At 68.8% G+C, this 23,483-nt stretch carries 19 protein-coding genes; 8 read left to right on the top strand and 11 right to left on the bottom strand.

The genetic code is table 11. The features are described 5' to 3' along the window. Positions 1–14: 14 nt before the first annotated feature. Positions 15–602, top strand: coding sequence for a regulatory protein RecX (locus MTBSS4_RS19310; RefSeq protein ID WP_173984994.1), 588 nt, complete (start codon positions 15–17; stop codon positions 600–602). Here the strand turns inward: MTBSS4_RS19310 and MTBSS4_RS19305 are convergent. Genes MTBSS4_RS19305 through asnB (MTBSS4_RS19285) form a run of 5 tightly spaced genes read right to left on the bottom strand, consistent with a single transcriptional unit; the run spans position 589 to position 7,309 of the window. Beyond that, a complete protein-coding gene (locus tag MTBSS4_RS19305) occupies positions 589–1,533 on the bottom strand; it encodes a GNAT family N-acetyltransferase (protein ID WP_173984993.1) in 945 nt (314 codons plus the stop codon). The two genes, MTBSS4_RS19310 and MTBSS4_RS19305, sit on opposite strands and share 14 nt — an antisense overlap. After that, positions 1,530–2,636 carry a DegT/DnrJ/EryC1/StrS family aminotransferase gene (locus MTBSS4_RS19300; RefSeq protein WP_173984992.1) on the bottom strand — a complete coding sequence of 369 codons (1,107 nt, stop codon included), beginning with the start codon at positions 2,634–2,636 and terminating at the stop codon, positions 1,530–1,532. Before MTBSS4_RS19300 ends, MTBSS4_RS19305 begins: the two co-directional genes overlap by 4 nt. Beyond that, complete coding sequence (gene asnB / locus MTBSS4_RS19295; protein ID WP_173984991.1) at positions 2,633–4,483, bottom strand: asparagine synthase (glutamine-hydrolyzing); 1,851 nt, start codon at positions 4,481–4,483, stop codon at positions 2,633–2,635. The genes MTBSS4_RS19300 and asnB (MTBSS4_RS19295) overlap by 4 nt, the downstream gene beginning before the upstream one ends. Then, positions 4,471–5,424 (bottom strand): glycosyltransferase, encoded by a 954-nt coding sequence (locus MTBSS4_RS19290; protein ID WP_173984990.1) that lies wholly within the window; start codon positions 5,422–5,424, stop codon positions 4,471–4,473. Before MTBSS4_RS19290 ends, asnB (MTBSS4_RS19295) begins: the two co-directional genes overlap by 13 nt. Further along, the gene (gene asnB, locus MTBSS4_RS19285) at positions 5,417–7,309 is read right to left on the bottom strand and encodes an asparagine synthase (glutamine-hydrolyzing) (protein WP_173984989.1); all 1,893 of its coding nucleotides are present in this window, start codon (positions 7,307–7,309) and stop codon (positions 5,417–5,419) included. The genes MTBSS4_RS19290 and asnB (MTBSS4_RS19285) overlap by 8 nt, the downstream gene beginning before the upstream one ends. Positions 7,310–7,458: 149 nt before the next feature. Between asnB (MTBSS4_RS19285) and MTBSS4_RS19280 the strand changes: the two genes are divergently transcribed. From MTBSS4_RS19280 to MTBSS4_RS19260, 5 genes are read left to right on the top strand one after another with little or no spacing between them, the layout of a single operon-like run. Next, entirely contained in the window at positions 7,459–8,409 is a 951-nt protein-coding gene (locus tag MTBSS4_RS19280) for a glycosyltransferase (protein ID WP_173984988.1), read from the top strand. Further along, positions 8,406–9,128: a bifunctional 2-polyprenyl-6-hydroxyphenol methylase/3-demethylubiquinol 3-O-methyltransferase UbiG gene (locus tag MTBSS4_RS19275; RefSeq protein ID WP_173984987.1), complete on the top strand. Its 723-nt coding sequence runs from the start codon at positions 8,406–8,408 to the stop codon at positions 9,126–9,128. The genes MTBSS4_RS19280 and MTBSS4_RS19275 overlap by 4 nt, the downstream gene beginning before the upstream one ends. A gap of 8 nt (positions 9,129–9,136) precedes the next feature. Next, positions 9,137–10,621: a radical SAM protein gene (locus MTBSS4_RS19270; RefSeq protein ID WP_173984986.1), complete on the top strand. Its 1,485-nt coding sequence runs from the start codon at positions 9,137–9,139 to the stop codon at positions 10,619–10,621. Continuing rightward, complete coding sequence (locus MTBSS4_RS19265) at positions 10,618–11,931, top strand: FAD-binding oxidoreductase (RefSeq protein ID WP_173984985.1); 1,314 nt, start codon at positions 10,618–10,620, stop codon at positions 11,929–11,931. The genes MTBSS4_RS19270 and MTBSS4_RS19265 overlap by 4 nt, the downstream gene beginning before the upstream one ends. Continuing rightward, positions 11,928–12,659: an SDR family oxidoreductase gene (locus MTBSS4_RS19260; RefSeq protein ID WP_173984984.1), complete on the top strand. Its 732-nt coding sequence runs from the start codon at positions 11,928–11,930 to the stop codon at positions 12,657–12,659. The genes MTBSS4_RS19265 and MTBSS4_RS19260 overlap by 4 nt, the downstream gene beginning before the upstream one ends. Here MTBSS4_RS19260 and MTBSS4_RS19255 read toward each other — a convergent pair whose 3' ends face one another. Both MTBSS4_RS19255 and MTBSS4_RS19250 read right to left on the bottom strand, forming a co-directional pair. Next, positions 12,660–13,517 (bottom strand): prephenate dehydratase, encoded by an 858-nt coding sequence (locus MTBSS4_RS19255; protein WP_173984983.1) that lies wholly within the window; start codon positions 13,515–13,517, stop codon positions 12,660–12,662. A gap of 14 nt (positions 13,518–13,531) precedes the next feature. Beyond that, complete coding sequence (locus MTBSS4_RS19250; protein WP_173984982.1) at positions 13,532–14,266, bottom strand: 3-deoxy-manno-octulosonate cytidylyltransferase; 735 nt, start codon at positions 14,264–14,266, stop codon at positions 13,532–13,534. 153 nt (positions 14,267–14,419) lie between these two features. On the opposite strand from MTBSS4_RS19250, the gene MTBSS4_RS19245 reads away from it, so the two are divergent. Both MTBSS4_RS19245 and moaA read left to right on the top strand, forming a co-directional pair. Then, entirely contained in the window at positions 14,420–15,187 is a 768-nt protein-coding gene (locus MTBSS4_RS19245) for an enoyl-CoA hydratase (protein ID WP_173984981.1), read from the top strand. 67 nt (positions 15,188–15,254) lie between these two features. Next, positions 15,255–16,241: a GTP 3',8-cyclase MoaA gene (moaA, locus tag MTBSS4_RS19240; RefSeq protein WP_217425585.1), complete on the top strand. Its 987-nt coding sequence runs from the start codon at positions 15,255–15,257 to the stop codon at positions 16,239–16,241. Positions 16,242–16,307: 66 nt separating this feature from the next. Here the strand turns inward: moaA and gyrB are convergent, their stop codons facing one another. The 4 genes from gyrB to MTBSS4_RS19220 form a co-directional block, all read right to left on the bottom strand. After that, positions 16,308–18,758, bottom strand: coding sequence for a DNA topoisomerase (ATP-hydrolyzing) subunit B (gene gyrB, locus MTBSS4_RS19235; RefSeq protein ID WP_173984980.1), 2,451 nt, complete (start codon positions 18,756–18,758; stop codon positions 16,308–16,310). A gap of 4 nt (positions 18,759–18,762) precedes the next feature. Then, positions 18,763–19,923, bottom strand: coding sequence for a DNA replication/repair protein RecF (gene recF / locus MTBSS4_RS19230; RefSeq protein WP_173985174.1), 1,161 nt, complete (start codon positions 19,921–19,923; stop codon positions 18,763–18,765). Continuing rightward, complete coding sequence (gene dnaN, locus MTBSS4_RS19225) at positions 19,923–21,041, bottom strand: DNA polymerase III subunit beta (RefSeq protein ID WP_173984979.1); 1,119 nt, start codon at positions 21,039–21,041, stop codon at positions 19,923–19,925. Before dnaN ends, recF begins: the two co-directional genes overlap by 1 nt. Before the next feature lie 104 nt (positions 21,042–21,145). Then, the gene (locus tag MTBSS4_RS19220; RefSeq protein ID WP_173984978.1) at positions 21,146–23,464 is read right to left on the bottom strand and encodes a bifunctional salicylyl-CoA 5-hydroxylase/oxidoreductase; all 2,319 of its coding nucleotides are present in this window, start codon (positions 23,462–23,464) and stop codon (positions 21,146–21,148) included. Between the last annotated feature and the right edge of the window lie 19 nt (positions 23,465–23,483).

Genomic DNA, 23,483 nt, shown 5'->3' with positions numbered 1-23,483 from the left:
CTATACCTCTTCCCATGACCACCCGGACCGAGCGGCGTCCGCCGCCCAAGATCACCGCATCCTATATCGAGAATGCAGCGCTGCATTATCTCGAACGCTTCGCGTCGTCCAGGGCCAATCTCCGCCGGGTGCTGATGCGCAAGGCCGACCGCTCGCTGGCCCATTGGGGCGGCGAGCGGTCCGACGCCGCCCAGGTGGTGGATTCGGTGATCGCCCGGCTGGCGGGGCTGGGCTATCTCGATGACGGCGCCTATGCCGAGGCCAGGGTCCGCGCCCTGCACCGCCGGGGCGGCAGCCTGCGGACCATCCGCGCCACCCTGGCGGCCAAGGGGGTCGAGGCCGAAACCGCCGAGGCGGCGCTGGAGACCTTGGCCGAATCCCATCCGGTTCCCGACCGGGCCGCCGCCATCGCCCTGGCGCGGCGGCGGCGGCTGGGGCCGTTCCGCGCCGGCGGCAAGCGGGCGGAATTCCGCGACCGCGACCTTGCCGCCCTGGGCCGGGCCGGCTTTCCCTGGGAAATCTGCCGCGCCGTGATCGAGGCCGAGGACGCGGCGGCGCTGGAAGAGATGCTGGCCGAGGAACAGGGCGTCACGCCCCGATGAATTCGCCGGCCAGCCGGTATTCCTCGCCGTTCATACCGCGCTTGAAGGCGGCGATGCCCGGCGTCAGCTTGTCGTCGATGCCGCCCAGGTCGAGCCAGCGCACCCCCAGCCGGGGCAAGTCCACCACCGCCTGCCACAGCAGCCGGTTGCTGGCCTTGAGGCGGCGGCCGTCGTCGCCGCTCCAGCCGATCAGATAGGTGGCGGCATCGCCATGGCGGGCCAGCAGGATGCCGGCCACCGAATCGTGGCCGCCACCCGATTCGGCCGCGCTCTGGGCGCGCAGCACCAGCATGTCGTCGGGGCGGAAGGCGTGCTCGGCCAGCGCTTCCACCAGGGCCGGGGGCGTGGCGCCGAAGCCCTTGTCGCGCAGCAATTCGCGGTAACGGTCCAGCAGCCAGGGCAGATAGCCGGGCGAGGCCTCCACCAGCAGGCCGGCCTTTTCCGAGGCGTTCAGCATGTTGCGCCATTTGCCGTCCAGGCGCTTGCGCAGGGTCTCGGGCGGCTGGGTCAGGTCCAGCCAGGCCGAGCACCAGCGATCGGCGGCGCGCGGCCGGAATCCCGGCACCACGACGCCCTCGGGCAGTTCCGGGGCCAGCGCCAGCGCCGCCAGCTTGTACCAGCGCCAGCGCGAGCGTAGCGCCTCGATCACCACCAGCCTGTCCTTGGCCGACAGGTCGTGGCGCAGCCAGACCGGGCCGCGGTTGAGCCGTCCGATCCGGACCAGCCCACCCACCCGCTTTTCCAGCACCTGGGCCAGCGCCACCGGCTGGCCCGCCCAGATCACCGCCGCCCGATGGGGCCGCCAGCCGTCGACGGCACGCTTGGCCTCGCCCCAGGCCCAGCTCTGCACCAGGGTCGAGCGCCCGGCCTGGGCGAACAGGGATTCCCAGGCGGGACGGTCCAGCAGGTTCCACTCGACCAGAAGGCTCATCGCAACACCTTGGCATAGGCCGCCGCCAGACGGCCGGGCTCCAGGGCGCCGTGAACCGGCAGCAGCAGGACCGAGCGGCGCAGCAGCACCGCGCCCTCGGCATGGGCGGGATCGGCCAGCACCTCGGGCGGCAGGTCGGGCCAGCTTTCCACCGGCAGCCTGGCCCGGCGCAGCGCCTGGTAGCGCAAGGCCGCCGCCTTGGGCGAGGCGGCCCGCAGCGCCAGCCGGTAGGGTACCCAATCGCCGGCGGCGAACAGCGGCCGCAGGTCGGGCAGGGGGGCGAGGGCCTCGCGCAGGGCGGCATCGTTGTCCTGGCGCCGCCCGGCCTCGCGCTCGGGGTCGGCCGCCGCCAGCAGCCGGCGGGAGAGCCCCGACGGCGCCTCGGGCGGCGCCATGTCCATGGTCGGCGGATCGGTCAGGAAATCGGTCTGGCCGCCCTGGGGCAGCCAGCGGCGCGCCATGTCGGGAATCAGCCGTTGAATCAGGCGCCGCGCCAGCCAGCGGTGGTCATTGGCCGCCGTCGCCGGCCGGCCGAGGGAATCGGCGATGGAGCCGCTCCACTCCCCGGCGCGGGGACGCACCGCCAGGACGGCGCCCTCCGGCACCGCCAGCAGCTTGTGCGGCGAATACAGCACCATGTCGCCGGCCTCGTGAATGCCGGGGCCGGGCATCAGCGCATGGGCGGCGTCCTCGACCAGCAGGGCGCCGCGCCGGCTGGCGAAATCGCGGGCCGCATCCATCCCGGCGGGACGGCCAAAGGTATGAACCACCACCACCACGTCGATGCCGCCCAGCGCCTCGGCGGCGGCCCAGTCCATGCCGCCGTCGGGCAGCACCGGCAGGAACGTCAGCTCCGCCCCGGTCCGGCGCAGCGGCCACAGCGACTGATCGCAGATCCAGCCGGGCAGCAGGACGCGGGCCGGCAGGCCGGCGCGCGTCGACACCGCCCCGGCGATGGCGGCCAGCGACCACGCGGTGCGGGGCGTGAGGAATCCCGAATCCCACGGCTTCAGCCAGGGCGAGATCGCCACCGGATCGGCGGGAACGGCGCGGGCCAGCCGGGCGAGGTCGGACCATCGGGGCAGCGGCGCGGTGGTGATCATGCCGCCGTCGCCTCCCAGCGTTCCAGCACCAGCAGCGCCCACACCGCCAGCGAGCAATCGCGGCGGCCGGCGCGGTGCTCGGCCAGCAGGCGCTCCACCGCCGGCCAGTCCAGGCCAAGGGCGGCCATGCGCTCCGGCACCAGCCGTTCGGCCACCATGGCGGCCAGTTCATTTTTCAGCCACAACCCCATGGGCGGGTTGAAGCCCAGCTTGGGCCGGTCGACGATGGCGGCGGGCAGCAGGCGGCGCGCCGCCGATTTCAGCAGGGTCTTCTTGCCGGCGGCAAAGCGCAGGCCGGCCGACAGGTCCTGCACCAGTTCGATCAGCCGGTGATCCAGCAGCGGCAGCCGCAGTTCCAGGGCGTGCATCATGCTCATGGCGTCGCCATAGGCCATCAGATTGCCGGGCAGGAACGACAGCAGGTCGGTCTCCTGCATGGCATCCAGCGGATCGGTCCGCCCGGTGGCGCGGTAGAGATCGGCGATGGGCCTGGACGGCAGGCCGCCGCCCAGCAGGGCCCGGCGCTCCCCGGGCGGGAAGTATTCCACCCACGAGGCGTACATCTCGGCATCCTCCAGGCCAGCGCCGGCGACGAATTCGCGGATGCGGCGCAGGGAATGATTGCCCGACGAGCTTTCCGGCAGCAGGGCCACGGCGGGCTCGATCACTCCCTTGCGCAGGAATACCGGAATCCGCCGCCATCTGGCCGCCAGCAGGCCGCCGTGATAGCGGGGATAGCCGGCGAACACCTCGTCGCCGCCGTCGCCCACCAGCGCCACGGTGACGTGGCGTCTTGCGCTGGCCGCGAGATCGCCGATCAGCAGGGCGGTGGGATTGCCGAACGGCTCGCCGAACGCGGCGATCATGCGGTCCAGCCCGTCCACCAGCCCGGCCGAGGCCGGCAATTCGGTGTGCAGGGTTCCCACATGCGCCGACACCACCTTGGCGGCGTCGCGCTCGTCATAGGCGGCCTGATCGAAGGTCATGGTGAAGCTGGAAACCTGATTGCGGCCCCGCGCCTCGGCCATCAGGGCGGCGATCACCGAGGAATCGATGCCGCCCGACAGGAAGCAACCCACCGGCACGTCGGCCACCATGCAGGACCGCACGGCGGCCCGGAGGGCCGGCATCAGCTCCTCGGTGGCCTCGTCCACCGACAGGGCGCGGCCTCCGGTGAAGGCGGGCCGCCACCAGCACTCGATTACCGGGGCGGTTCCGGGGCTCCAGCGCAGGACATGGCCGGGGGGAAGCTTCCTGATGCCGGCATGGATGGTGCGCGGCGCCGGCACGTAGAGGCAGGCGAGGAATTCGCTCATGGCCCGGCGGTCGGTGTCCAGGTCGATGCCCGGCACCGTCTTCAGCGCCGCGATCTCGGAGGCGAAGGCCAGTCCGCCGCCGGGCAGGGCGCCATAGACCAGCGGCTTGATGCCGACCCGGTCGCGGGCCAGCAGCACCCGCCCGGTGTGGCGGTCCAGCAGGGCGAAGGCGAACATGCCCACCAGCCGGCTCAGCGCCGCCTCGCCCTCGCCGGCCAGCAGGGCCAGCAGCACCTCGGTATCGCTGGCGCTGCGGAAGGAATGGCCGCGCCCCTCCAACTCGGCCCGCAACTGGGCGTGGTTGTAGATCTCGCCGTTGAAGGCGATCACCCAGCGGCCGCATGGCGATTCCATGGGCTGGCGGCCGCCCTCGCTGAGGTCGATCACCGCGAGGCGGGTATGGACGAGTCCAAAGCCGGTACGCTCGCAGACCAACGTCCCCGACCCGTCGGGACCGCGATGGGCGAGGATGTCTCCCAGCCGGGCGAGGATGTCGGGGGTGGCGGCCGACAGGCCGGCTATGCCGCACATGGGCTCACCTCCTCGGCCGGTTTCAGCCGCGCCAGGAAATCGGGGCGGTCGCCGTCGGCGAAGGGCAGGCGGATCAGCATTTCGGCAAGGCGCAGCGGGCACAGCGCCAGCTGACGGACGACGCCGGCCCACTCGCCCCGGACGCGGTAGCCCTGCACCGCCTCGTAATGGATGATCAGGGCGCGCAGCAGCACCGGAACCAGCACCGGACCGGGCAGGCGCTTCAGGATGCCCATGTGGCGGTGGAGAATCGCCAGCGAGCACGCCACCTTGCGGTCGATGCGGCTGGTGATGCCCTCGGGTGCCAGGGTATAGCGCAGCAGCGGATCGGCGAAGGTCTCGAACCGCCGGCCGGCACCGGCCAGCACCGCCAGCCACAATTCGTAATCCTGGGCCGAGCGCAAGGTGTCGTCGAAGCCGCCCACCGCCACCACCGCGTCGCGCCGCACCAGCACGGTGGACGACGAGATGAAGCCGCGCAGGAACAAGGTGCGGTAGGGATCGGAGGGATCGCGCAGCCAGCGGGCACGGCTGTCGTTCAGGGTCTCGGTCCCGTCGGGGGCGACGTTGAACAGGTTGTGCGACGACATGATCAGGCCGCCGTCTTGCGAGACCCGCAGCGAACGCTCCAGCTTGGCCGGCAGCCACTCGTCGTCGGAATCGAGAAAGGCCAGCCAGCCACCCGCCGCTTCCGCCACCGCCCGGTTGCGGGCCGCTCCGGCGCCGGCGTTGCGTTGGGTGAACAGCCGCAGCCGGATGCCGTTCATGTGCCCCATCATGGACCGGACCCGCGCCACCGTGTCGTCGGTGGAGCCGTCGTCCACCACGATGACCTCGCGCGGCCGGAGTGTCTGGGCGGCGATGGAGGCCAGGGCGCGCTCCACCGTCGCCGCCGCGTTGAAGGCGGGCATCACCACCGAGACGTCGGCGAGGTCAGCCATCGGCCATCTCCGCCAGTCCGAAGGCGGGCGCCTCGGCATGCGATCCTTCCACATGCAGCCGCACCGTCAGCTCCAGCGCCAGCAGGGCGTAAAGGCGGAAGGCGTGGCGGCCGGGATCACGCAGCAGGCGTTCGATGCCGTCCCGGCTCCACCAGCCGCGCTCCAGGGTTTCCTTCCGGGTCAGCAGCCGCCGCGCCAGCGGCGTCAGCCCGCCCTGGGCGAACCAGGCCGGCACCGGCGAGGCGAAGCCCTGCTTGGGGGCGCTCAGCAGCGCCTCGGGCAGGTAATCGGCGGCGATGGCGCGTTCCAGCGCCTTTTGGCGGCCGCCGGGGGTGCGGATGGCGGGCGGCACCGCCAGGGCGGCCTCCACCAGCCGGTGGTCCAGCAGCGGCACCCGGCCCTCCACCGAATGGGCCATGGTGGTGCGGTCCAGCAGGCACAGCAGGTCTTCCGGCAGATAGGTCTGCAACTCGGCATACAGCGCGCCGCTGTCGGCGGGGCCGGCGAACTCGGCGAAGAAGCGCGACTGGGCCGGCGCCGCGCCGGGCAGGCTGCCGCCCAGCAGGGCGCGGACCGGCGGCGGAAACAAGGTGGAATGGTCGTGCAAATAGCCGCCGCGATCGGTGTCGAACTTTTCGGCGCGGGCCAGTTGCCACGCCAGGAAGGGGTTGACGGTCCCCACCAGGGATTCGGCCAGCCGGCGCAGTGGTCGCGGCAGGCGCAGCCAGCGGGCTTCCACCGGCAGCCGGAAATAGCGGCCGTAGCCGGCGAACAGTTCGTCGCCGCCGGTGCCGTTCAGCACCACCCGGGTTTCGCGGCCAATCACCTGATTGATCAGGTGATTGGGCAGCAGCGAGGCGTCGGCCAACGGCTCGTCGGCGTGCCAGGCGAGGCGGGGCAGCAATTGGGCGGCGCTGCCGGTCTCCAGCTCGAACACGGTGTGGTCGGTGCCGTAGCGCTGTGCCACCGCCGCCGCCAGCGGCGTCTCGTCGACGCCGGCCCCCAGGAAGCGCACGGTATAGGTCTTCAGCGGCCGGTCCAGCCGCCCGGCCGCCAGCGCCACCAGCAGCCCGGAATCCAGGCCGCCCGACAGCATGGCGCCCACCGGCACGTCCGAGCGCAGTTGCAGCCCCACCGCGTCGTCCAGGATCTCCACCAGATGGGCGCGGATGCCGGCCTCGTCGGTGGGCAGGCCGGCGGCGGGAGCAGGCCGCCAATAGCGCTCGACCGCGATGGTGCCATCGGATTCGACGCTCAGGATCGAGGCCGGCGGCAGCTTGAACACCCCGCCATAGAGGGTGGCCGGCGCCGGCACGTAGCCGTGCGCCAGGAAGGTGGCCACCGCGTCCTGGTCGATCCGGGGCGCGATCAGGCCCGAGGCGAACAGCGCCTTGATCTCGGAGGCGAAGACGATGCCGCCGCCCGCCGCTTTCGCCCAGTACAGCGGCTTGACGCCCAGGCGGTCGCGGATCAGCAGCAGGCGGTGGGACGAGCGCTCGTACAGCGCCATGGCGTACATGCCGTTGAGGTCGTGGACGAAGCCCCGTCCCCGGGCGATGAAGCATTCCAGCGCCGCTTCCATGTCGCCCTGGGTGCGGAAGACATGGCCCCGGATACTCAACTCCGAACGCAGTTTGCGGTAGTTGTAGACCTCGCCATTGCCCAGCAGCACGGTCTCGCCGCCGTTCCGGACCAGCGGCTGGTCGCCGGTGGCGAGGTCGATGATGGCGAGGCGGGTGAAGCCGGCCTGGAACCGGCGGTCGTCCGAGACGTGGCGGCCGGCGCCGTCGGGGCCGCGATGGCGCATCACCGCCAGCATGGCGGCGATGTCGGCCTCGACCACGGGAACGGTCCGGGGCAGGAAAAGGCCGGCGAGGCCGCACATGTCAGGATGATTCCGGCCGGTTGCGCATGGGGATGCTTGTACTCTGCCGCATCCTCAGCGGCAAGCCCGGGCCGGCCGAAACGAAAACTTGAACAGCGGGGGGGGATACGTCGTATTCTGCCGCTGCAAATCCGGCGATGCATGGTTCCATGAATATTCTTTTCGTCATTCCGATCTTCAATGACTGGGCGTCGTTTCGCCATCTCGTCAATGATATCGACGCCACTCTTGCCGGCTTCGATGGCAGTGCCACGATTTTGGCGATCGACGACGGATCGTCGGTGGAGGTGGACCGTGCCCAATGGGCCGGTTCGGCCTTCCAGCGGGTGGCGCGAGTGGACATTGTCCGCCTTGCCTGCAATCTGGGCCATCAGAAGGCGATCACCATCGGTCTCAGCCTGGCCTCCAAGCGCGACGGCGTCGATGCCGTGGTGGTGATGGATGGCGACGGCGAGGACGATCCCGCCGACCTGCCCCGCCTGCTGGAGGCACTGGCCCGGCGTCAGGCGCCCATCGTGCTGGCGCATCGGGCCAAGCGCTCCGAAGGCAGGGTGTTTCGGGTGTTCTACGCCATCTACAAGTCGCTGTTCCGCCGCCTGACCGGAGTCGGGCTGTCATTCGGCAATTATTCGGCCATGACGGTGGCGGCGGCGCGGCGGCTGTCCTTCATGCCTAATCTGTGGAACAGCCTGCCGGCCACCTGCCTGCGTTCCAAATTGCCCATCCACACCGTTTCCACCATTCGCGGGCGGCGCTACGAGGGGCAGCCCAAGATGAATTTCGTCAGCCTGATCCTGCATGGGATGCAGGCCATCACCGTCTTTTCCGATACGGTCCTGGTGCGGTTGTCGCTGGCGGCCATGGCGGTGACGGGCATCGCCGCCCTGGGCGTGGTGATCATCCGCTTCAGCGGCAGCGACTGGATGATTCCGGGCTGGGCGTCGAACATGATCGGTTTTCTGGCGCTGTCGCTGTTGACGGTGCTGTTCGGGTTGCTGTCCACCAGCCTGCTGACCTTGCAGGAACGCAGCAACATGCCGATGATTCCCCATCTGCACGCCGACATGTACGTGCAAAGCATCGACACGCTGGTCGAATGAGCGATTCCGCCACCACCATGGACTACCAGGGCGCCGAACTGACGCTGTTCGCCCATGCCCTGAACTGGAAGCGCTATTTCGCCGGCCAGATCCGGCCCTATCTCGGAGACGAGGCCATCGAGGTGGGGGCCGGCCTGGGGGGGACCACCGCCCTGCTGTTTTCCGGGCAACGCTCGTGGCTGTGCCTCGAACCCGATCCGGCCATGGCCGCCGCCATCGGGGACGGCATCGCCGCCGGCCGCCTGCCCGCCGCCTGCCGGGTCGAAGCTGGAATCGTCGCCGATCTTCTGGCCCAGGGGCGGGAGGCCTGCTGCGACAGCGTCGTCTATATCGACGTGCTGGAGCATATCGAGCACGACGCGGCCGAGCTTGAGGGGGCATGGCGGTTGCTGCGGCCCGGCGGCCATCTGATCGTATTGTCGCCGGCATTTGCGTGGCTGTTCACTCCGTTCGACGAGGCGGTCGGGCACTTCCGCCGCTATCATCGCGCCGGCCTGCTGGCGATCGCTCCGTCGGCGGCGCGGCCGGTCCGGGTCCGCTATCTGGATTCGGTGGGGCTGCTGGCCTCGCTGGCCAACCGCCTGCTGCTGCGGTCGGGAATGCCCACACAAAGCCAAGTGTTGACCTGGGACCGTCTGATGGTGCCATTGTCACGTCTGGCCGACCCGTTGGCCGGGTATTCCTTCGGCCGCTCCGTCCTCGCCGTCTGGCAGAAATAGGCAGGTCCATGCGCATCCTGATCATCAACCCCCCGGATCGGAACAAGGTCATCGAGAACCCCGACGAAAAGGGTGAGGAGTTTCTGGAGGCCGATTCGTTCGGCGACTTTCCGCCGCTGGGGGCGCTGTACGTGCTGTCGCATCTGGAGGCCAGGACCACCGGTCACCAGCTGTTCTTCAAGGATTGCGTCGCCGAGCGCATCGGGTATCCGGAGTTGAAGGCCTATATCGAGGAGATCCGTCCCGACGTGGCCGGCATCACCAGCTTCACCGTCTGCCTGATGGACGTGGTGCTGACGGCGCGGCTGATCCGCGAGGTGGTGCCCCACGTCCACCTCTGCCTGGGCGGTCATCATCCCATCGCCTATCCGAAGGAGGCGGCTGAACTGCCGGAATTCGATTCGGTGGTGGTGGGCGAAGGCGAAGAGGTGTTCACCCAGCTGGTCGATTGCCTGGAGAAGGGCGAGGACTTTACCCACATCAAGGGCGTCTATACCAGCGAGACCATCAAGCATCACCTCAACAACCCGGTGCGCGACAAGCGGTTCCTGGCCCGCGTCAACGTGCCGGCCGCCTATGTCGACGACCTGGAGAGCCTGCCTCGCGTCAACCGCAAGTACATCCGCCAATACCGCTATCACAACATCATCGGCTCGACCGACGATCTGGCCACCATCTTGTCGTCGCGGGGGTGCCCCTATCTCTGTACCTTCTGCGACGTTCCCATCAAGAGCTACCGCGAACGTTCGCCGGCCAGCGTCTGCGACGAGATCGAGGAATGCCTGGCCATGGGCTACAAGGAATTCCGTTTCTACGACGATCTGTTCAACATCAACGAGAAGAAGGTGCTGGCGTTCTGCGACGAACTGGACCGCCGCAAGCTGAAGATCACCTGGGATTTCCGCGGCAGGGTCAATACCGTCAGCCGCGCCTCGCTGGTCCGCGCCAAGGCTTCGGGGTTGCGGATGATCTCGTTCGGCGTCGAGACCGGCAGCGACGAGGGACTGAAGATCCTCAAGAAGGCCACCACCACCGAGAAGGTGCGCAACGCCTTCATGTGGTGCCGCGAGCTGGGCATCCTCACCGTCGCCGATTTCATCATCGGCCAGCCGTTCGAGAAGACCCCGGCCGACGTCAGGCGCAACATCGAATTCCTGATGGAACTGGACCCCGATTACGCCCAGGTGTCGGTCCTCAAGCTTTATCCCAATACCGAGATGTATGAGAACGCGGTCAGGCAGGGGGTGATCGCCGCCGGCCGTTGGCAGGATTTCGCCAAGGCGCCGTCCAAGGACTTCATCGTCGATCACTGGAACGAGTTCATGGACCTCGCCACCCTGGTCAATCTTCAGAAATGGTCCTATCGCCGCTTTTATTTCCGGCCGCGCTACATTCTGCGCAGCGTGATCCAGACCGGCTCGCTCTATCAGTTCATGTCCAAGGCCAAGGGCGCCATCAAGCTGATCAAGACCAACATGCGGATGGCGGGATGACGGTTCCCGCCCGGCGTCTTTTCCACTGCCTGGGCTTTGGCGAAAGCGCGCTGGGCTGGCGTGAAAGCCCTGACCGCTACCGCTTTTTCGACCGGATGCCGCAGGGGGCATGCATTCCCATGGGGGCCGGATTGTCGTTGGCCGGCGCCAGCTTCGGCGAGGGTGTGCGTAGCGTCGAGATGCGTCGTTTCGACCGCATCCTGGATTTCGACCCGGTCCAGGGCGCCATCACCGTCGAGGCCGGCATCACCCTGGGCCGTCTGTTCGAGTTCCTGGCGCCGCGCGGCTGGCTGGTGGCGGTGCAGCCGGGTTATCCCGACATCACCGTCGGCGGCTGCGTCGCCGGCAACGTCCACGGCAAGAATCCGCTGGCCCATGGCTGCTTCGGTCGTTGGGTGACGGCGTTGGAACTGGCCCATCCCGCCCATGGCCGGTTGCGCCTGTCGGCGGATGAACGGCCCGACCTGCTGGAGCTGACCATCGGCGGTTTTGGCCTGACCGGTTGGATTTTGTCGGTCACCCTGCGGCTGCTGCCGCTGCCGGGCGGGCCGGTGGTGACCGAGCCGGTCAAGGTGGACTCGCTGGAGCAGGCGGCGGAAATTCTGGCGGTCCGCAAGGACGGGGCCGACCTGCTGTATTCCTGGCACGATCTGGCGATGCCCGGCCGATCCGGCGCCGGGCTGGTGTTTGTCGGCCGTCACCTGGATGAACCGAAGGTCGCCGCCATTCCGGGGCGTTGCCGGGCACTGGATCAGGACCGTCGTGCCTTGCCGGTGGGCGTGATGAACCGTGCCGGTATCGCCGTCCTCAACCGGATGCAGGCGTGGCGGTGGCGCGGCACCAAGAGCCAGGACGCCGCCGCCGCCACCTTCCCCTTCGCGGCCAATCCCGAATATTTCTATCTCTATGGCCGTAACGGCTTCATCGAGCATCAGACCCTGATCCCCTGGGACATGGCCGAAGCCTACATCGCCCGCCTGCGCCATCTGCTCGACCGTCACTCGGTCACGCCGGGGTTGTGCGTGATGAAGCCGTTCGGCGGCGCGCCGTGCCTGCTGCGTTTCGAGGGCGACGGGCTCAGCCTCGCCATCGAGGTGGCGCGGGGGCGCGCCGCCCTGGCGCTGTTCGCCGATCTCGACGCGCTGGACGTCGAACTGGGCTGCCGCGCCAACATCTTGAAGGACGCCCGCCTGCCCGCCGCCGCCGTGGCGGCGCAGTATTCCGGGCTGGAGACGTTCCGGTCCCGCCTGCTGGCCTTTGATCCCGACCGGCTGATGCAGTCCTCGCTGTCGCGGAGGATCGGGCTGTGAAGGCGGTGGTGATCGGCGCCTCGGCCGGACTGGGCCGCGCCCTGGCCGGCTGTCTGGCCGAGGCCGGGCACGAGGTGATGCTGGTGGCCCGCGACGGCCGCGATCTCGACCCGGTGGCCCGCGATCTCTCCATACGCTTCGATGCCCGCGTCCAGTGGCTGGAGGCGGATCTGGCCGCCCCCGACGTTGCGGAACTGCGGACCGGGGTGCTGGAACGGATGGGGGGACTCGATGCGTTGTTCATGGTTGCCGGTCTAGGCGATGACGCCGATGCCGGAATCATGGAGGATGTGGCGCTGCGCCGCCTGATCGACGTCAACCTCACCGGGCCGGCATCGATCATCAACGCCTTCCTGCCCGACCTGATGCGGAACGGTCAGTCCCATCTGGTGGGAGTGGGGTCGGTGGCCGCCGTTCGCGGCCGTTCGCGCAACATGGTCTACGGTTCGGCCAAGCGCGGCCTGGAATTCTATTTCGAGGCGTTGCGGCATCGCCTGGACGGTGGCGGTTGCCGCGTCCAGTTCTATCGGGCCGGCTTCATGGACACCACCATGCTGGGAAACGAGCGTCCCGGTCCGCTGGTGGTCCGCCCGGAAGCCGTGGCCCGCGCCATGGTCGCGCGCCTGGGCGGTCCGTCCGGCATGGCCTATCTGCCGCGCCGCTGGCTGCTGGCGGCGCTGATTCTCAGGCTGTTGCCGTGGCCGCTGTTCCGCAGGATGCGGCGGTAGTCACCTGGACCGCATGCGGTAGGGGTGCAGCGGATAGACCCCGAGTATCCGCACCTCGTGGCTGAAGAAGTCCAGTTCCTCCAGCGCCTGGCGCAGGTTGCGGTTGGCGGGGTGGCCCTCCACGTCGGCGAAGAACTGGGTGGCGGCGAACTCGCCGCCCACCATGTAGCTTTCCAGCCGGGTCATGTTGATGCCGTTGGTGGCGAAGCCGCCCAGCGCCTTGTACAGTGCCGCCGCCACGTTGCGCACCCGGAACACGAAGGTGGTGATGCAGGGCTGGTTGGGGTTGGGCTCCAGCGCGTCCCTGGCCATGACCACGAAGCGGGTGGTGTTGTGCTCGGCATCCTCGATGCCGGCCTTCAGCGACACCAGGCCATAGGCCTCCGCCGCCAGTTCCGAGGCGATGGCGGCGACCGAGGGGTCCTTGCGCTCGGCGATCTCGGCGGCCGAGCCGGCGGTGTCGGCGCCGACCACGATCTTCAGGCCCAGTTCGCGGATCAGGTTGCGGCACTGGCCAAGGGCGTGGACGTGGCTTTTCACCGTCTTGATGGTTTCCAGCGAGGCGCCCGGCACCGCCAGCAGATGGTGGCTGATGCGCTCGAAATGCTCGCCGATGATGTGCAGCCCGGCATAGGGCATCAGGTGATGCACGTCGGCCACCCGCCCCGCCACCGAATTGTCGATGGGGATCATGGCATAGCGGGCGCGGCCCTCGCGCACGGCGGCGAAGGTGTCCTCGAAGGTGGCGCAGGGCAGCGGCTGCATGGCCGGATAGGCGTTGCGGCAGGCCAGATGCGAATAGGCGCCGGGCTCACCCTGGAAGGAAATGGCGCGGCTGGGATCGGGGGTGCTGGTCATTTGGAATTCACCGTTCAGCGCAGCAGGGCGCGGGCCCGTTCGAGGTCGGCGGGAGTATCGACACCCAGCGGAACGGTGTCAACCAGGGCGGCGTCGATGCGCATGCCGTTCTCCAGGGCGCGCAATTGCTCCAGCTTCTCGCGCCGTTCCAGCACGCCCTGGGGCAACTGGACGAATTTGGCCAGCGCCTTGCGGCGATAGGCGTACAGCCCGATGTGGTGGTAATGCGGTCCGGCATTGGCCGGCACGGTGGCGCGCGAGAAATACAGCGCCCGGCCGATGGCCTGGCCGGGGGCGAGGCCGACCACCGCCTTGACCACGTTGGGGTTGGCGCGTTCCTCCTCCACGGCGATCTCGGTCACCAGGGTGGAGATGTCGACGCCCTTGGTCTTCAGCGGCGTGAACACGGCGCGGATCACCGCCGGATCGATGGTGGGCAGGTCGCCCTGGACATTGACCACGGCGTTGAAGCCGTGCTCGGGATCGATGGCGCACAGCGCCTGCCACACCCGGTCCGAACCGGTGGGCAGGTCGGGATCGGTCATCACCGCGTTGCCGCCATGGGCATGGACGGCGTCGAACACCTCGGTCTCGGCGCAGGCCACCACCACCGGCCCGATGCCGGCCTGGACGGCGCGGCGCCAGACATGGACGATCATGGGCTCGCCATGGATGTCGGCCAGCGGCTTGCCCGGCAGGCGGGTGGCGTGCATGCGGGCCGGAATGATGACGACGGGGTTGAGGGCCATGGCGGTTTCCAATTCCTCTGCGCTGGCGTCAACCATATATCGGGCGGCTGCGACTTGCCAGCCGCGCCGGACCGTGCAACCTTCGGAAAAACGACAGCCCCGGCAGGCATGAAGGGGTGGACGAGGGAGACCCCCCGCGCAAGGAGCCCAAGGATGACCGAGTTGGTGCTTACCCAGGTAGACGGCGGCGTCATGATCATTCGCATGAACCGGCCCGACAAGAAGAACGCCCTGGTCGGCGAGATGTACGCCGCCCTGGCCGAGGCCTTCGCCAGGGGCGAGGCCGACGACGACATCGGCGTCTTCCTGCTGGCCGGCGTCGGCGCCGATTTCACCGCCGGCAACGACCTCAAGGACTTCCTCACCTGGGAGGCGCTGACCGGTTCGGTGGCCGACGCCTTCATCCGCGCCGTGGTCACCGCGAAGAAGCCGGTGGTCGCCATGGTGCGGGGTGCCGCCATGGGGATCGGCGCCACCATCCTACCCCATTGCGATCTGGCCTATGCCAGTCCCACCGCCCGCTTCCTGACGCCGTTCATCAATCTGGGCATCGTGCCCGAGGCCGGGTCCAGCCAGACCCTGGCCCAGCTGGCCGGGCATCGCAAGGCGGCCGAGCTGCTGATGCTGGGCGAGCCGTTCGACGCCGCCACCGCCCTGGCGGCCGGCCTGCTCAACGCCGTGGTGCCCGACGACGAGCTGGAAGCGGTCGCCATGGCCGCCTGCCGCAAACTGGCGGCCAAGCCGCGCGCCACCTTGCTGATGGTCAAGGCGCTGATGAAGACCGCTCCGGAACCGATCCTCGACCGCCTGACCCGCGAGGCGGCGGTGTTCGACCTCTGCCTGAAGCGTCCCGAGCTGAAGGAGGCGGTCGCCGCCTTCGCCGAGAAGCGTCCGCCGGATTTTTCCAAATGTCCCCGATGACGATCATTCACGAACGCCCATCGGCTTCCCATATAGTGAGGCGGCCCGTTTCGCCGAGGACATTTCCATGATCGATCCGTTTGGCCGCGTCGTCAGCTATCTGCGGGTATCGGTCACCGACCGTTGCGACCTGCGCTGCGTCTATTGCATGGGCGAGGACATGCATTTCCTGCCCAAGGCCGAGGTGCTGTCGCTGGAGGAGCTGGAGCGGCTGTGCGCCGCCTTCGTCCGTGCCGGGGTCCGCAAGCTGAGGCTGACCGGCGGCGAGCCGCTGGTGCGGCGCAACATCATGAGCCTGATCGACAATCTGGGCCAACTGGTCAAGGACGGCCGGCTGGACGAGCTGACGCTCACCACCAACGCCACCCAGCTGGCCAAATATGCCGACGGGCTGGCGGCGGCGGGCGTCCGGCGCATCAACATCTCGCTCGACAGCCTGAACCCCGAACGCTTCCAGGCCATCACCCGCTGGGGCCGGCTGGATCAGGTGATCGAGGGCATCATGGCGGCCAAGGCCGCCGGCCTCGCCGTCAAGATCAACACGGTGGCCCTGAAGGAAGGCAACGAGGACGAGCACGACCATCTGGTGGAATGGTGCGGCGAGCACGGCTTCGACCTCACCTTCATCGAGACCATGCCCATGGGCGAGATCCACGCCGACCGGACGGAACAGTACCTGCCGCTGACCCTGGTGCGCCAGCGGCTGGAGCACCGCTGGACCCTGACCGACATCGATTACCGCACCGGCGGGCCGGCCACCTATGTGCGGGTCGAGGAAACCGGCCGGCGCATCGGCTTCATCACCCCCATGACCCACAATTTCTGTGAATCCTGCAACCGCGTGCGGGTGACCTGCACCGGCACGCTGTATATGTGCCTGGGCCAGAACGACGCCGCCGACCTCAGGACGCCGTTGCGCGCCTCGGAATCCGACCACCTGCTGGACGCCGCCATCACCGAGGCCATCGGCCGCAAGCCCAAGGGCCACGACTTCATCATCGACCGCGCCGCCCACCCGGCGGTCGGCCGTCACATGAGCGTCACCGGGGGATAGGGCGCGGGGCGACGCCCGCCTTCATCATTTGCGGGTTATGGGGCGCCCGACACACCGTGCAAATAACTACACGTCCAGGTTGGAGACCTTCAGGGCGTTGGTCTGGATGAACTCGCGCCGGGGTTCGACCACGTCGCCCATCAGGGTCGAGAACACCTGCTCGGCGTCGTCGGCCTGGGCGACGCGGACCTGAAGCAGCGAGCGCGCCTGCGGGTCCAGGGTGGTTTCCCACAGCTGTTCCGGGTTCATCTCGCCCAAGCCCTTGTAGCGCTGGATGCCGATGCCCTTGCGGCCCTGTTCCATGATGGCGGAAACCAGGGCGACCGGGCCGGACAGGGTGGTCTCCTTGTCCTTGGCGATCAGGGTGGCGGCCTCCTGGAAGGTTTCGCGCAGCACCGGCGCCGAATCGTGCAGCCTGCGCGCCTCGGCCGATCGGACGATGGCGGAATCCAGGTGGTGGGTCTCGGTGACGCCCCTCAGGGTGCGGGTGAAGGTGAAGCCGTCGCCTTCCGTCCACTCGCCGCGCCAGCCGCGTTCCAGGGGATTTTCCAGGGCGTCGAGACGGCCGGCCACCGTCTCCGCCGCCTGGGCGCCGCGGACGGAATCGGTCAGCACGGTGGAATCCAGGGCACCGGCGATGGCGGCCTGTTCCACCACCTTCATGGGAACCCGGCGCGACAGCGGACCCAGCAGGGTCTTGGCGGTGCGGGCTTGGTCGGTGAGGGCGCGCAGGTCGGCCCCGAGCATGCGGGCGCCGCCGGCGAGGCGCAGCACCGCGTCGGTCAGGCCGGCGTCGATCAGGTATTCCTCCAGCGCCCGGTCGTCCTTCAGATAGACCTCGCTCTGGCCGCGCTTGGCCCGGTACAGCGGCGGCTGGGCGATGTAGAGATAGCCCCTGTCGAGCAGTTCCGGCATCTGGCGATAGAAGAAGGTCAGCAGCAGGGTGCGGATATGGCTGCCGTCGACGTCGGCGTCGGTCATGATGATGATCTTGTGGTAGCGCGCCTTGTCGACGTTGAAATCCTCGCGGCCGATGCCGGTGCCCAGCGCGGCGATCAGGGTGCCGATCTCGGCCGAGGACAGCATCTTGTCGAAGCGGGCGCGCTCGACGTTGAGGATCTTGCCGCGCAGCGGCAGGATCGCCTGATTGGCGCGGTTGCGCCCCTGCTTGGCCGAGCCGCCGGCGGAATCGCCCTCGACGATGAACAGTTCCGACAGCGCCGGATCGCGCTCCTGGCAATCGGCCAGCTTGCCGGGCAGGGTGGCGATGTCGAGCACGCCCTTGCGCCGGGTCAGTTCGCGCGCCTTGCGGGCGGCCTCGCGGGCGGCGGCGGCCTCGACCACCTTGGTGACGATCTTGCGGGCTTCCTGGGGATGTTCCTCGAACCACTCGGCCAGCTTCTCGCCGACGACGCTTTCGACCACCGGGCGGACCTCGGACGATACCAGCTTGTCCTTGGTCTGGCTGCTGAACTTGGGGTCGGGGACCTTGACCGACAGCACGCAGGTCAGGCCCTCGCGCATGTCGTCGCCGGACAGCGCCACCTTCTCCTTCTTGGCGATGCCGGATTCGTTGGCGTAGTTGTTGACGGTCCGGGTCAGGGCGCCGCGGAAGCCGGCCAGATGGGTGCCGCCGTCGCGCTGCGGGATGTTGTTGGTGAAGCACAGCTGGGTCTCGTGATAGCTGTCGGTCCATTCCATGGCGACCTCGGCGGTGATGCCGTCCTTCTCGCCCCGGACCACGATCGGCGGGCTGTGCAGCGCCGTCTTGGACCGGTCGAGATAATGGACGAAGGCCTCGGTGCCGCCCTCGTAATGCAGGTCGGAGATCACCGCCTCGCCATGGCGCAGGTCGGTCAGGCGGAGATGGACGCCGGAATTGAGGAAGGCCAGCTCGCGCAGGCGGTGCTCCAGGGTGGTGAAGTCGAACTCGGTCTTGGTGAAGATGGTCGGGCTGGGCAGGAAGGTGACCTCGGTGCCGGTCCTGTCGCCGCAATCGGCGACGATCCTCAGCGGCGCCTCGGCCTCGCCCATGCGAAAGCGCATGGCGTGCTCCTTGCCGGCGCGCCAGACCCGCAGGTCCAGGATTTCGGACAGCGCGTTGACCACCGAGACGCCGACGCCGTGCAGGCCGCCCGACACCTTGTAGGAGTTCTGGTCGAACTTTCCGCCGGCATGCAACTGGGTCATGATGACCTCGGCCGCCGATATGCCCTCTTCCTTGTGGATGTCGGTGGGAATGCCGCGGCCGTCGTCGCGCACCGTCACCGAGCCGTCGCCGTTCAAGGTGACGTCGACGCGGGTGCACCAGCCGGCCAGGCTTTCGTCGATGGCGTTGTCCACCACCTCGTAGACCATGTGATGCAGGCCCGAGCCGTCGTCGGTGTCGCCGATATACATGCCCGGCCGCTTGCGCACGGCTTCCAGGCCGCGCAGCACCTTGATGGCATCGGCGCCGTATTCCTCGGCCGCCGCCTGGGTGGCGGTCAGTTCGGGCACGGGAGGCTGGGTCGTCATAACGTCACCTTGCTGTATGTTGCCGGGGCAGAACGGTCGCGTCCGCCACCCGGAAGAACTGAGCCCTTTCACCGAAGCCGTCGAACAGGACATCGTCGGTTCCGGTCATCCAGCTTTGCGCCCCCAGGACGCAAAGCTCGTCGAACAGGGCGGCGCGCCGGATATCGTCCAGATGCGCCACCACCTCGTCCAGCAGCAGCAGCGGCGCCCGTCCGGTTTCGGCGGCCTGCACCCTGGCCTGCGCCAGCACCATCGCCACCAGCACCGCCTTCTGCTCGCCGGTGGAGCATTGCGCCGCCGGCGTGTCCCTGGCCGCGTGCCGCACCGCCATGTCGCTGCGGTGCGGTCCGGTCGTGGCGCCGCCCGCCGCCTCGTCGCGCGGCCGCGCCTGGCGCAACGCCGCCCGCAGCCGTTCCTCGGCCTGGGCCGGGTCCATGCCGGCCGCCAGCCAGGTCTCCACGTCGCCCTTCACCGCCAGACTGGCGGCGGGAAACGGCCCCAGTCCCTGGCGGCAGGCCGCGTCCAGCCGGATCGCCGTCCGCAGCCGGGCGGCGGCCACCGCGATTCCGTGGCGCGCCATGCCGTCCTCCAGCGCCGCCAGCCAGGAGGAATCGCCCCCTCCGGCCTTCAGCAGGCGCGAGCGCTCGCGCATGGCGTGCTCGTAGGCGCTTGCCTGGGCGGCGTGGCCCGGTTCGACCCCGAACACCATGCGGTCCAGGAAGCGGCGCCGGCCGCCGGCCCCCTCGGTGAACAGGCGGTCCATGGCCGGGGTCAGCCACAGCGCCGAAACCTTGGCCGCCAGATCGCCCGGACGGGCCGGCTGCCCGTCCAGTCGGACGGTCCGTCGCTCGGCTCCCGCCTCGCGGCCGGTGCCGATCTCGGTGCCGTCGGCCAGCACCGCCGCCACCGCCCAGGGCGCTCCGGCCTCCAGGCCGTGGCGGGCGAGGTCGCCCAGGCTGGCGCGGCGCATGCCCCGGCCGGGAACCAGGAAGGACAGCGCCTCCAGCAGATTGGTCTTGCCGGCGCCGTTGGGTCCGGTCAGCACCACCGGCCGGGATTCCACCTCCAGGCGCAGGCGCCTGTAGCAGCGGAAATCGCCAAGGCTGAGGCGGAGGACCGCCAGCCGGTTCAAGCCGCCGCCCGTCTTGTCGGCGTCCGGTCCGATCACACCCGCATCGGCATCAGGACATAGACGGCGCCGCTGTCGGCGACCTCGCGCACTACCGTCGGCGAGGCGGCGTCGGCCATGGCGAACAGGGCGGTCTCGCCCTCGACCTGGGCCAGGATGTCCATCAGGTAGCGCGAGTTGAAGCCGATTTCCAGCGGTGTCGAGTCGTAATTGGCCTCGATCTCCTCGACGGCGCTGCCGTTCTCGGGGCTGGAGGCCGACAGGGTGGCGGTACCCTTTTCCAGGCTCAGCTTGATGGCGCGGCTTTTCTCGGTGGAGATGGCGGAAACGCGGTCCACCGCCTGGGCGAAGCTCTTGCAGTCGACTTCCAGGATCTTGTCGTTGCCGTCCGGGATCACTCGCTCGTAATCGGGGAAGGTGCCGTCGATCAGCTTGGAGGTCAGCACCGCGTCGCCGAAGGCGAATTTCAGCTTGGTCTCGGACAGCGACACCGTGATCTCGCACTCGGTCTCGTCGATCAGCTTGCGGATCTCGGTGACGGTCTTGCGCGGGATGATGATGCCGGGCATGCCGGCGGCCCCATTGGGCAGGGTGATCTCGGCCCGCGCCAGACGGTGGCCGTCGGTGGCGACGGCGCGCATGACGTCGCCGCCACCGGCGTTGGTGGCGTGCAGGTAGATGCCGTTCAGGTAGTAGCGCGTCTCCTCGGTGGAGATGGCGAAGCGGGTGCGGTCGATCAGGGTCTTCAGCTCGGCGGCGGCCAGGGTGAAGCTGAACGGCAGATCGCCGCCCGACAGGACCGGGAAATCCTCGACCGGCAGGCAGGACAGCGAGAACTTGGACCGGCCCGAGCGCAGCGTCAGCTGGGAATCGTCGGCGTTGAATTCGATCTCGACCTGGCTGCCGTCGGGCAGCTTGCGGACGATCTCGTAGAAGGTGTGGGCGGGCGCGGTGGTGGCGCCGGGGCGCACCACGTCGGCGGCGACCGATTCGACGATGTCCAGGTCCATGTCGGTGGCGTTCAGGGACAGCGCGCCGGACCGGCCTTCCAGTTTGACGTTCGACAGGATCGGAATGGTGGTCCGACGCTCGACGACGCTCTGCACATGGGCCAGCGACTTCAACAGCGCGGCACGCTCGATGGTCAGTTTCATGGCGGTTTGCTGACTACCTGAAGTGAACGAGGACTGCCCCCCGAGGCAGGGCTGGGCAGTATATCACAGGCGTCGGACTCCAAAAGCGTTTTCGCCGGCCGCCGCTACCCTCGTCCCGCCTCCAGGCTTCGGGCCAGATTGGTCTCGTACTGGCCCTTGCCCGACAGGTACTGGCGTGGCCAGGCGATGTCGGCGAAGCCGATGCGGGCGGCTTCATGCAGGGTCCAGGCGGGATCGGCCAGATGCGGCCTCGCCACCGCGCACAGGTCGGCGCGGCCGGCGGCGATGATGGAATTGGCCTGATCGGCGTCCGAGATGGCGCCCACCGCGATGGTGGGAACACCCAGCTCGTTCCTGATGCGGTCCGAGAACGGCGTCTGGTACATGCGGCCATAGACCGGGGAATCGTCCTTCCACACCTGGCCCGAGGAACAGTCGATCAGGTCGGCGCCGGCGTCTCGGAACATCCCGGCGAAGACGACGGCGTCGTCGGGGGTGTTGCCGCCCTCGAACCAGTCGTGACACGACAGCCGCACCGAGAGGGGGCGTTCGGCCGGCCATGCCGCCCGCACCGCGCGGAACACCTCCAGGGGAAAGCGGGCGCGGCCGGCGTGGTCGCCGCCATATTGGTCGTCGCGGCGGTTGGTCAGCGGCGACAGGAACGCCGACAGCAGATAGCCGTGGGCGCAATGCAGTTCCAGGATGTCGGCGCCGGTCTCGGCCGCCAGCCGGGTGGAGCGGACGAAATCGGCGATCACCCGGTCCATGTCGTCCCGGTCCATGGCCCGCGGCGTCGGGCTGTGCGGAAGATAGGGCAGGGCCGAGGCCGAGATCAGCGGCCAGCCGCCGCTGTCAAGGGGCTGATCCATGCCGTCCCACGCCACCCGGGTCGACCCCTTGCGGCCGGCGTGGCCCAGCTGGATGCCGAATTTCGCCGCCGAGTTGGCGTGGACGAAAGCGACGATGCGTTTCCACGCCGCCGCCTGTTCCTCGGTCCACAGGCCGGCGCAGGCCGGGGTGATGCGGGCGTCGGGCGACACGCAGGTCATCTCGCCGTAGATCAGGCCGGCGCCGCCCAGGGCGCGGGCGCCGAGATGGACCAGATGGAAATCGCCCGGCACGCCGTCGACCGAGGAATACATGGCCATGGGCGACACCACCACCCGGTTGGGCACGGTCATGCCCCGCAGGGCGAAGGGGGTCAGCATGGGCGGCGGCGGGCGGCGGGCCTGGGGGACCGTCAGGCCGGAACGGCCGGCGTACCAGCGCTCATAGTCCTCCAGCCAAGCCTGGTCGCGGACCCGCAGGTTCTCGTGGCCGATGCGCTGCGAACGGGTCAGCAGCGAATACATGAACTGCTCAGGCTCCAGCGCGTCGGCATAGCGCCGCCCCACCACCTCGAACCATTCCATGGCGTTGCGGGCCGCGTTCTGGATGCGGGCGGTTTCGACCTTGCGCAGGGATTCGTAGGCGGCCAGCGCCTCGGGAATGGCGGCGGCGGAATGTCCCCTGGCGTCGAATTGCCGCGCCAGCTCGATGGCGTCGTCCACCGCCAGCTTGGTCCCCGAGCCGATGGCGAAATGGGCGGTGTGAACGGCGTCGCCCATCAGCGCCACATGGCTGCGGCCGTTGTGCAGGTGCCATGTGCCGCAGATCAGCCGGTTGAAGTTCAGCCAGGCCGAGCCGCGCAGATGCCGGGCGTTGGACATCAGCCTCTCGCCGCCCAGCACCTCGGAGAACAGGGATTCGCAAAAGGCGATGGACTGGTCCAGGCTGAAGGATTCGATGCCGTGGGCGCGGAAGGTGTCCTCGGTGGTCTCGACGATGCAGGTGGAGGTCTCGTCATCGAACTTGTAGATGTGGGTCTGGAACCAGCCGTGCTCGGTGCGGCGGAAATCGAAGGTGAAGGCGTCGAACAGCTTGCCGGTGCCCAGCCAGATGTAGCGGTTGGGCCGCACCACCTGATCGGGCCGGAACACGTCGGCGTAGCGGGCGCGAATCCTGGAATTGATGCCGTCGCTGGCGATGATCAGGTCGGCGTCGGGAAAGTCGAGGTCGGACTCGACGTCGCGTTCAAACGCCAGCTCCACCCCCAGCCGCTCGCAGCGGGCTTGCAGGATGTTCAGCATCTTCTTGCGGCCGATGCCGACGAAGCCGTGGCCGCTGGTGCGCATGCGCCGGCCCTTGAACAGCACCTCGATATCGTCCCAGTGGTTGAAGGCCTGCTGGATCTCGTCGGCGCTTTCCGGGTCGTTGGCCCGCATCCCCTCCATGGTGGCGTCGGACATGACCACGCCCCAGCCGAAGGTGTCGTAGGGCCGGTTGCGCTCGACCACCGTGATATGGTGGGCGGGATGGCGCTTCTTCATCAGCAGCGCGAAATACAGCCCGGCCGGGCCTCCTCCGATACAGACGATGCGCATGGCGGCTCTCCTGGGTGAC

The organism is Magnetospirillum sp. SS-4, from assembly GCF_902729425.1.
Classification (GTDB): Bacteria; Pseudomonadota; Alphaproteobacteria; order Rhodospirillales; family Magnetospirillaceae; genus Phaeospirillum.
The sequence above is the reverse complement of the archived record's forward strand: the minus strand, read 5'-3'. Positions and strand labels throughout refer to the sequence as shown.